At 65.1% G+C, this 9,298-nt stretch carries 8 protein-coding genes; 2 read left to right on the top strand and 6 right to left on the bottom strand.

Annotated elements, in window-relative coordinates; translation table 11 throughout:
- Positions 1–130: 130 nt before the first annotated feature.
- Together X803_RS21265 and ffh are read right to left on the bottom strand one after the other, a co-directional pair.
- The gene (locus tag X803_RS21265) at positions 131–574 is read right to left on the bottom strand and encodes an alpha/beta fold hydrolase (RefSeq protein ID WP_084033270.1); all 444 of its coding nucleotides are present in this window, start codon (positions 572–574) and stop codon (positions 131–133) included.
- Between the two features lie 55 nt (positions 575–629).
- Entirely contained in the window at positions 630–2,213 is a 1,584-nt protein-coding gene (gene ffh, locus X803_RS0101915; RefSeq protein ID WP_026543807.1) for a signal recognition particle protein, read from the bottom strand.
- A 113-nt stretch (positions 2,214–2,326) separates the two neighbouring features.
- Here ffh and X803_RS0101920 point away from each other — a divergent pair, with 113 nt between their 5' ends.
- Entirely contained in the window at positions 2,327–3,751 is a 1,425-nt protein-coding gene (locus X803_RS0101920; RefSeq protein WP_253907371.1) for a glucose-6-phosphate dehydrogenase, read from the top strand.
- Between the two features lie 63 nt (positions 3,752–3,814).
- Here X803_RS0101920 and X803_RS17180 read toward each other — a convergent pair whose 3' ends face one another.
- The 4 genes from X803_RS17180 to ftsY form a co-directional block, all read right to left on the bottom strand.
- Positions 3,815–5,272, bottom strand: a complete 1,458-nt coding sequence (locus X803_RS17180) for a PQQ-dependent sugar dehydrogenase (RefSeq protein WP_162149177.1) — start codon at positions 5,270–5,272, stop codon at positions 3,815–3,817.
- A gap of 244 nt (positions 5,273–5,516) precedes the next feature.
- Positions 5,517–5,855 carry a P-II family nitrogen regulator gene (locus tag X803_RS0101930; protein WP_026543809.1) on the bottom strand — a complete coding sequence of 113 codons (339 nt, stop codon included), beginning with the start codon at positions 5,853–5,855 and terminating at the stop codon, positions 5,517–5,519.
- Positions 5,852–7,159, bottom strand: a complete 1,308-nt coding sequence (locus X803_RS0101935; protein ID WP_026543810.1) for an ammonium transporter — start codon at positions 7,157–7,159, stop codon at positions 5,852–5,854. Before X803_RS0101935 ends, X803_RS0101930 begins: the two co-directional genes overlap by 4 nt.
- Positions 7,160–7,396: 237 nt before the next feature.
- Entirely contained in the window at positions 7,397–8,602 is a 1,206-nt protein-coding gene (gene ftsY / locus X803_RS0101940) for a signal recognition particle-docking protein FtsY (protein WP_026543811.1), read from the bottom strand.
- Between the two features lie 126 nt (positions 8,603–8,728).
- Here ftsY and X803_RS22475 point away from each other — a divergent pair.
- On the top strand, positions 8,729–9,298 hold a 570-nt coding region (locus X803_RS22475; RefSeq protein ID WP_253907376.1), incomplete at its 3' end, for an MFS transporter.

Raw genomic sequence — 9,298 nt, forward strand, 5'->3', positions numbered from 1 at the left:
ACCTCTTCATAGAGCGGCTCCCACCCGCCGGTCAGCACGAGGGTAGGAACGCCCGGGACGATCTCCAGCGGCGCTTCCCACGGCGGCGCCTGCATTCTGAGCCGCCGGGCACGATGACGGTCCTCAGCGCTCATGAGCGGGCGCGGTTCGGAGCGAAGACGGCCCGGGCAAATTCGCGGTGAAATTCCTCATCGGTCAAGTCCGCTGCACGGGCGAACAGCGGCTCAACCCGGGCGCGGTGGGCTGCGGTGGCGGGGAGTTCCTGCGTCAGGGACAGGCAGGCCGGCTCCGCGAGGACGAGCGATTTCACCAGCTCGGGCCGTTCAAGCGCGACCATCATGGCTGAAACGGCACCCTGTGACGCCGCGACCACATGGCCGCCCTCCCCCAGCGCATCCCGGACAATCTGCTGGTCCGCAAGAAAGTCCGTGGGCAGGGGCTCGCGGACCGGATCAAAGCCATGGCGGCGCAGAAACAGACAATCGAAATCCAGCGCCATCCCGTGCTGCCTGGGCCAGGCTGCCGCGCCGAAGGTTCCTGCGCCGTGCACGAAGACAACGCGAGTGCTTTTCATGTCCTCAACCTAGCTGCCGCCCCGGACATTCCGTTCCGACCGACAGCATCCCGGCCTACTTGCCGAGGAACTTCTCGAAGCCCTTGGGAAGGTTGAGGGACGAGGGATCGAAATCGTTCTGCTGGCCGAAAGCAGCGCCCGTCGGCACCGAAGCCCGCTGGCCGTTCCGCCGTGCTTCGGCGGCAGCTGCCTCCTGCGCGGCCTTCGCGGGATTGCCGGAACGCGGCTTCTTCTTTCCCTTGGCGTTCGCCTTGCCCTTCCGCGCGCCTCCCGAGAACCCACCGGGACCGGGCATCCCCGGCATGCCCGGGATACCGCCGCCGGCGGCCATCTTGCGCATCATCTTCTGCGCCTGACCGAAACGCTCCAGCAGCCCGTTGACCTCGGAGACATGGACGCCGGAGCCTCGCGCGATGCGGGCACGGCGGGATCCGTTGATGATCTTCGGCGCCACCCGCTCATGCGGGGTCATGGAACGGACAATCGCCTCTACCCGGTCGATCTCCCGCTCGTCGAAGTTTTCCAGCTGCTGCCGCATGTTGGCGGCTCCGGGCATCATCATGAGCATCTTCTTCATGGAGCCCATGTTGCGGATCTGCTGCATCTGAGCCAGGAAGTCATCGAGCGTGAAGTCCTCCTGGTCGGCGAACTTCTTCGCCATCCGGGCGGCTTCGTCCTTGTCCCACGCCTGCTCGGCCTGCTCGATCAGGGTGAGGATGTCGCCCATGTCGAGAATGCGGGATGCCATACGGTCCGGGTGGAAGACCTCGAAGTCCGTCAGTGCCTCGCCGGTGGAGGCGAACATCACAGGCTTGCCGGTGACCGAGGCGACGGAGAGTGCTGCACCGCCGCGTGCATCGCCGTCGAGCTTGGTCAGGACTACACCGGTGAAGTTGACGCCCTCATTGAAGGCCTGTGCAGTGTTGACCGCATCCTGGCCGATCATGGCGTCGATCACAAAGAGCACTTCGTCAGGGTTCACTGCGTCGCGGATATCGGACGCCTGCCGCATCAGCTCTTCATCAATGCCCAGCCGGCCGGCGGTGTCGACGATGACGACGTCATGGAGCCTGGTGCGTGCCTCGGCAACTCCCTGCCGGGCAACCTCCACAGGATTTCCCGTAGCCGACTCGAATTCAGAGCTGACGCCCGGATGGGGAGCAAAGACAGGAACTCCGGCCCGCTGTCCGTTCACCTGGAGCTGTTTCACAGCGTTTGGCCGCTGCAGGTCACACGCCACCAGCAGCGGGCTGTGCCCCTGGCCCTTGAGCCACTTGGCGAGCTTGCCCGCAAGGGTGGTCTTGCCGGCGCCCTGCAGGCCCGCCAGCATGATGACCGTCGGGGGGTTCTTGGCAAGGCGCAGCCGCCGGGTCTCGCCGCCGAGGATGCCGACGAGTTCCTCGTTGACGATCTTGACAACCTGCTGCCCGGGATTCAGCGCCTGGGACACTTCCAGGCCGAGGGCGCGTTCCTTTACCTGCGCGGCGAACGCACGCACCACAGGCACGGCAACATCCGCGTCGAGCAGCGCGCGACGGATCTCGCGAACGGTGGCATCGACATCGGCCTCTGACAGGCGCCCCTTGCCGCGAAGGTTCTTGAAGGTCGCTGTCAACCGGTCTGAGAGTGAATTGAACACGGTGCGTGAACTGCTTTCCTCGAACTCAAGTGGATTCAACTATCAAGGGTAGCAACTGGGTTGGTTCCCCCGGACAGCAGACAGCCGCACCCTGACAGTGGCAGGGTGGAGGAGTGACTACACATGCGATTGATGAACGGGCCTCGGGACACCAGTTCCGCGGACAGGCCATACGTACGCTGCTGATTCTCGGTGCGTCCGGCGACCTCACCGGCCGGCTGCTGCTCCCCGGGCTTGCCAGGCTGGTCAGGCATGGGAAGGCCGAGGGGCTTACCCTCGTGGGCGCCGGATCGGATGCGTGGACCGCCGAAGACTGGCAGGGAAGACTGGCGACGTCCTTCGCAGCTGCCACGCCGGATTCCGGCACGGCGGACGACGGCGGCGCCCTGGCACGGATCTGCGCGGCCAGCACGTACCACCAGGTGGACGTCACCGCTGACGGTGCACTGGCCGGCCTGATCGCCGGGCTTGAACCTCCCGTTGCGATTTATTTTGCGCTGCCGCCCGCTGTGAGCGAGAAGGCCATCGCAAAGCTCGATCCGGGCAACCTGCCGGAAGGTTCCCGCCTGGTGCTGGAAAAGCCCTTCGGCACCGACCTGGAGTCGGCGAGCAGGCTGAACTCCATCCTTGCCCGGCTGGTGCCCGAGGACCACATTCACCGGGTTGACCACTTCCTCGGCAAGGCGACCGTCCTGAACATCCTTGGACTGCGCTTCGCGAACCGGTTCCTCGAACCGGTGTGGAACAGCCTCCATATCGATTCCGTCGACATTGTCTTCGATGAGGAGCTGACGCTCGAGAACCGTGCCCGCTATTACGACGGCGCCGGGGCACTCAAGGACATGATCCAGAGCCACCTGCTGCAGGTAATGGCCCTGCTTGCCATGAACGCCCCGTCAACACTGCACGAGCGGGACCTGCGCGATCACGTCGGCACCGTCCTGAGGGCCAGTTCCGTGCACCCGGATTTCAGGGCGAGCACCCGGCGTGCCCGGTACACCGCGGGAAACATCGGCGGGCGAGAGGTTCCCAACTACGTGGATGAAACCGGCGTCGACCCGTCCCGCGGAACCGAAACCCTCGCCGAAATAGTGGTGTCCATCAATAACGAGCGCTGGGCTGGAGTGCCGTTCCGGCTGAGATCCGGAAAGGCACTCGGGAGGACCCGCAAGGAAGCAGTCATCACCTTCAAGCCCGTGAACCACCTCCCGGACGGTTTCACAGGGGTGGACTCCCCCACCCGACTGCGGATCGGATTCGGTCCGGACACCCTCCAGCTGGACATTGACGTCAACGGACCCGGTGACGTTTTCTGCCTCGACCGCGCAACCCTGCAGGCGGAGCTGAATGCCTCGGAACTGCTTCCCTACGGTGAAGTGCTCGACGGCGTCCTGTCGGGTGATCCGACCCTGTCGGTCCGCGGCGATACTGCAGAGGACTGCTGGCGCATCGTGGAACCTGTCCTGGCGGCGTGGAAAGCGGATGAGGTTCCCATGGACGAGTACGCGGCGGGCTCGGACGGCCCACCCAACTGGTGACCGTGCGGTCAACCCGCCTTGCGGGGCCGACCCGCGCCCGGACGCGGCCCGGCCCCTCCGGCGTCAGTGCCGGCAGTCGGCGTCGTCAGCGCACTCACTGACCAGCTTCATGACCACGCCGCGCTCCTCATCGGGGCCGCCGCTCTTGTTGGCCAGGACGTAGAGCTCACCGTCCAAGTCCTCGCCGATTCCGAGCACAAAGAGATTGATGTGCCCGTTGACCAGGTTGAAGACCTTCGGTGTGCGGTCCCGGGGGTCCGCGGTATCGGTTTCATCGACGTACAGAACCCGGCCGTTCGCGGAGTGGAAGCCGTCTGAATAGTCGCCGAAGACATATGTTCCGTACAGTTCAGGCAACCCGGATCCCCGATAGACAAAGCCACCGATCGTTGCGACACCCTCATCATGGTCGTACTGGGCAACCGGATCGATCAGCCCCGGCGGGAATCCCGGAGTATCGGCGTAGACAAACCCGTCAGAGGCGAAACCCATGAGTTCGGTGCCGCCGGGATTGAACTGGAACGTTCCTTCCTTCACCCGCCACCCGTAATTTCCGCCCTGCTGGATGGGTCCATCGACCTCTTCGATACTGTTCTGTCCGACATCGGCGGTCCAGATCAGTCCAGTTCCACCGAGATCGGCGCGGTCTGACGAGGCGCGGAACGGGTTCCGGAATCCGTAGGCGTAGATCTCCGGTGCGGCGCTCGCCTGCGGGTCCATTCTGAGAATCTTGCCCAGCAGGTTCGACAGGTTCTGGGCGTTGCCCGCACCTTCGTGACTGATGCACGGGCCCTCGCCGGCAAGACCCTGCTGCCCGAACTGGTCGTCAGCACACCCGCCGTCGCCGGAGGTGATGTAGAGCAGGTGCCGGTCGGCGGCGGTGGTCCCGAAGAAGATCGCGCCGCCGTTGTGGTTGAACTGCGGCTCCTCGATGGTGAGCACCACCCGGCTGGCCGATTCCTGCGGCGTGATCGCCCCTCTGGCCAGCGGGTCCATCCCGGGGTTGGGGACGGTCCATTCCCTGACGGTGGCGAGGTGGTTGGGCTGCTGATCCGGCGTTGATGCCGTGCCCGGTATAGGCTCCGACGTCATCGTGTACAGCAACCCATTGACAGCAAAATCGGGATGGAAGGCGGCGCCGAGGAAGCCCCGCTCGTCGGCATCCAGGATCAGCGGCACCAGGAGGGAGCCGACATCGAGGACCCGGTTTTTCGCACCCGTCTCCGTGTTCACGGCCCAGAGGGGCCCGTCCTGGTCCACCACGAACAGGACGTCCGCGATACCCGGAGCGTAGGTCCCCCAGTTGGGCGCGGTCAGGCCATCGCCTTCCGCAATGGTCTGCAGTTCCAACTGGATGGCACCGTCATCGATGTGCCCGGGAATCGGGTCGTCGATCGGCTCGGGTGCGTTATTTGACGGTCCGGCCGTCGCAATGCCGGCTGATCCGGCAAGAACAAGACTGAAAGCCAACCCGGTGAGACCAAGAATGAGGCGTGGTCCGGCGTGTGTATGAGGTTGCATGTAGATCGCCATCCTTCAGGCGGATCCAGCGAGACCTTCGAATAGGAAAGAGGAAGAATTGTCCCCGCCCGGTGATCAGCAAGTCAGCTGAAGACCGGAAGACCGACCTTGTATGGGACGCTTCAAACGGCGCACTCGTTACGACGCCGATGCTACACCCGCGCTATCAGGTTACGGAAGAATAACGGACACACGAAAAATGCGGGCCCCCCGCAACCGGAGGGCCCGCATTTCCGGCGTCGGACTAGAGTGCTGCTTCCCCGCGCTCGCCGGTCCGGACGCGGACGGCGTCTTCAACCGGGAGGACCCAGACCTTCCCGTCACCGGCGCGGCCGGTGTTGGCGGTGGAGACGAGCACATCCACGATGTCGGTCACCGAGGCGTCGGATACGAGCACCTCGACCCGGGCCTTCTGGAGCAGGTCGACGGTGTATTCAGCTCCCCTGTAGACCTCCGTGTGTCCACGCTGGCGTCCGTAGCCGCTTGCCTGGCTCACCGTCAGTCCCTGCACCCCGTAGTTCTCCAGGGCGCCGCGTACGTTGTCGAGCTTGTCCGGACGGACGATTGCTGTCACGAGCTTCATGAGTTCACCTTCTGCTGGGCCGGGTCGGCGACGGGAACCTGGGAGGTGCCGTGGAACGGGTGGAACTGTCCTCCGACGCCCAGTCCGCCGAATTCATAGGCGGTCTCGGCGTGTTCGGAAAGGTCGACGCCGGACACTTCGTTGTCGGGAGTGACCCGGAAGCCGATGGTCTTGTGGATAGCCAGGCCGATCAGTGCCGTCATGACCGCGGACAGGGTGATCGCCACGAGAACGGACACAATCTGCGCCACGAGCTGCGCTGTGCCGCCGCCGTAGAAGATGCCTCCGCCTTCGCCGTCGATGGGAAGGGCAATGAAGCCGATCGCAAGGGTTCCCAGGGTGCCCGCGACAAGGTGCACGGCCACAACATCGAGGGAGTCATCGAAGCCAAGCTTGTACTTCAGGCCGACCGCCAGTGCGCAGACGGCACCGGATACGAGGCCAAGTCCGACGGCGCCGATGGGGCTGACGCTTGCACAGGCCGGTGTGATGGCGACCAGGCCGGCGACGATGCCCGATGCCGCTCCGAGTGAGGTGGGACGGCCGTCGCGGAAGCGTTCAGTGACCAGCCAACCGACCATCGCCGCTGCCGGCGCTGCCATGGTGTTCACCCAGATCAGGCCCGCTTCCTCTGCGGTACCGGCGGCGCCGCCGTTGAAGCCGAACCAGCCGAACCAGAGCAGTGCCGCGCCGAGCATCACGAGGGGGACGTTGTGCGGACGGTGCGCCGGGTCCTTCCCGAAGCCCTGCCGCTTGCCGAGGATGATTGCGAGAACCAGTGCCGCAACGCCGGCGCTGATATGGACGACCGTTCCGCCTGCGAAGTCAATTGCCTCACCTACCGTGCTGCCGATTGCGCCCTCGGCGCTGAGCAGGCCGCCTCCCCAGACCATGAAGGCCAGCGGGCAGTAGACGGCCGTGACCCAGATCGGGACAAACAGCGACCACGCGCCGAACTTGGCCCGGTCAGCAATGGCGCCGCTGATGAGGGCGACAGTGATGATGGCGAATGTCACGCCGTAACCGGCTCCGATCATGTCCTCGGTGCCGATCAATCCCTCAAGTCCGAAGGAGGCGAAGGGGTTTCCGAAGAGCTGGGCGACGCCGTCGCCGCCGGTCATCGAATAGCCCCAGAGCACCCAGACGATGCCTACCAGGCCGACGGCGATGAAGCTCATCATCATCATGTTCAGGGCTGCTTTGGCACGGGTCATTCCGCCATAGAAAAATGCCAGTCCGGGTGTCATGAGCAATACCAGGGCGGCGGAAACCATGACCCAGACGTGACCTGCTGTCAGATCCATCGTTACGTCCTCTCGCGAGTGGCGGGCACTTCCCGCTGGAGAAAAGTCTCGCAATGGCGTGTTTCCGTACCTTGGGAATTGTGTTGCCGGCACGTTACGGCGGATTCACTGACGTAAAGAGTGCGTGACCGGATTGTTTCGGCTGTGTTTCATCCGCCGTTGTTGTCCGGCGGACCGCCGTTAAAATCGCTTGCCCCGCAGCCTGTGTGGGGCTGCGGGGCAAGTCGATGCGTTGGGTCAGTTCAGGAGTGCGTCCACAAACGCTTCGGCCTCGAACGGCGCGAGATCGTCCGCACCCTCACCGAGGCCGATCAGCTTCACGGGCACCCCCAGCGAGCGCTGGATGGCGACGACGATGCCGCCCTTGGCAGTTCCGTCCAGCTTTGTGAGGACAATGCCGGTGATGTTGACGACTTCAGCGAACACCTTCGCCTGGTTCAGCCCGTTCTGTCCGGTGGTTGCGTCGAGAACCAGCAGGACCTCGTCCACTGTGCCCTGCTTCTCGATGACCCGCTTGACCTTGCCGAGCTCGTCCATCAGACCGACCTTGTTCTGCAGCCGGCCCGCCGTATCGATCATGACGACGTCGACCTCACCCTCGATTCCGGCCTTGACGGCCTCGAAGGCGACGGAGGCAGGGTCTGCGCCGTCGACGTCGGACTTCACGGTGGGCACTCCCACCCGCTGTCCCCAGGTGGCCAGCTGCTCCGCAGCTGCGGCCCGGAACGTGTCAGCTGCCCCGAGCAGTACATCCTTGTCTTCGGCGACGAGCACCCGGGCCAGCTTGCCCACCGTGGTGGTCTTGCCTACACCGTTCACGCCGACCACCATGACGATCGCCGGCCGGTCCGCGTGGCGGTCGGTGGCAAGCGTCCGGTCCATGGTCGGGTCCACGAGCCTGATCAGCTCCTCCCGGAGCATGGTCTTGACCTCTTCGGGGCTGCGGCTGCCGGCGACCTTCACGCGTTCCCGGAGCGCATCCACGAGATCGGTGGTGGGTTCGGTGCCGAGGTCCGCCAGGAGCAGCGTCTCCTCGATCTCATCCCAGACGTCCTCATCGATGCGGTCGCGGGAAAGCAACGCGAGGAGGCCCTTGCCGAGCGCGTTGTTGGATTTGACCAGCCGCGCGCGCAGCCGGGCGAGGCGTCCCTGAACCGGGTCCGGTGTCTCCACCGGGATGGTCTCGACTCCGGTCCGGGTCTCCTCGAGATCCCTCAGATCGTCAGGAACGACGACGTCGGGGCCGGTGTCGAGGTCGGCCGGCCTTTCGAGCGTGTCGGTGCCGACACCGCGTGAAGCGGTTGCGCCGTCGTCGTCCGGGTCCCGCGTGGTGGTGTAGGTGCCCGGCGGCGTGCGGCGGGAGCGCACCAGCAGAGCGGCGAGCGACCCCAGGACGCCCAGCGCTACGAGGACATAAATGACTATCGGGAGGATCTCGTTCACGTTTCCAAGCTTCTCACACGGGCCGCGGGCGTACAGTGCGGCCGGAAACTGGGACAATCGGACATTGTGGTTGCTTTTCGAAACTTTCAACGGCGTGCGGAGCACGGTCCGGACACCCGGGAACGCCTGCGCCTGCCGCGCGAAATCAAGGTACTTATCGCCGCGGCGTTTGTGATTGCCATCGGCTTCGGCCTGGTTGCTCCCGTCCTCCCCCAGTTCGCCCAGAGCTTCGGCGTGGAAGCGACTGCCGCCGCGGTGATTGTCAGCGCCTTTGCGTTCACGCGGCTGGTCTTCGCTCCCGCCGGCGGCAAATTCGTCGAGCGACTGGGGGAACGTCCCGTCTACGTGGCGGGCCTGCTGATCGTCGCGCTGTCGACGGCGGCCTGTGCCTTCGCTGCCGACTACTGGCAGCTGCTCATCTTCCGTGGCCTGGGCGGCATCGGTTCCACCATGTTCACCATCTCGGCGATGGGCCTCATTGTCCGGCTCGCGCCGGCAGGGATGCGCGGCCGGGTCACCGGCGCCTACGCATCGGCCTTCCTCCTGGGCAGCATCGGGGGGCCGTTCCTGGGCGGGCTGCTGGCCGGGTTCGGTCTCCGCGTGCCGTTCCTGGTGTACGCGGCAGCGCTGGTGGTGGCGGCCGCCGTCGTCTTCTTCCAGCTCAGGGACACCACTCTCGGCAGCCGCAAGTCAGCG

This window comes from Arthrobacter sp. 35/47 (assembly GCF_000520475.1).
In the GTDB taxonomy this organism is placed as follows: Bacteria; Actinomycetota; Actinomycetes; order Actinomycetales; family Micrococcaceae; genus Arthrobacter_D; species Arthrobacter_D subterraneus.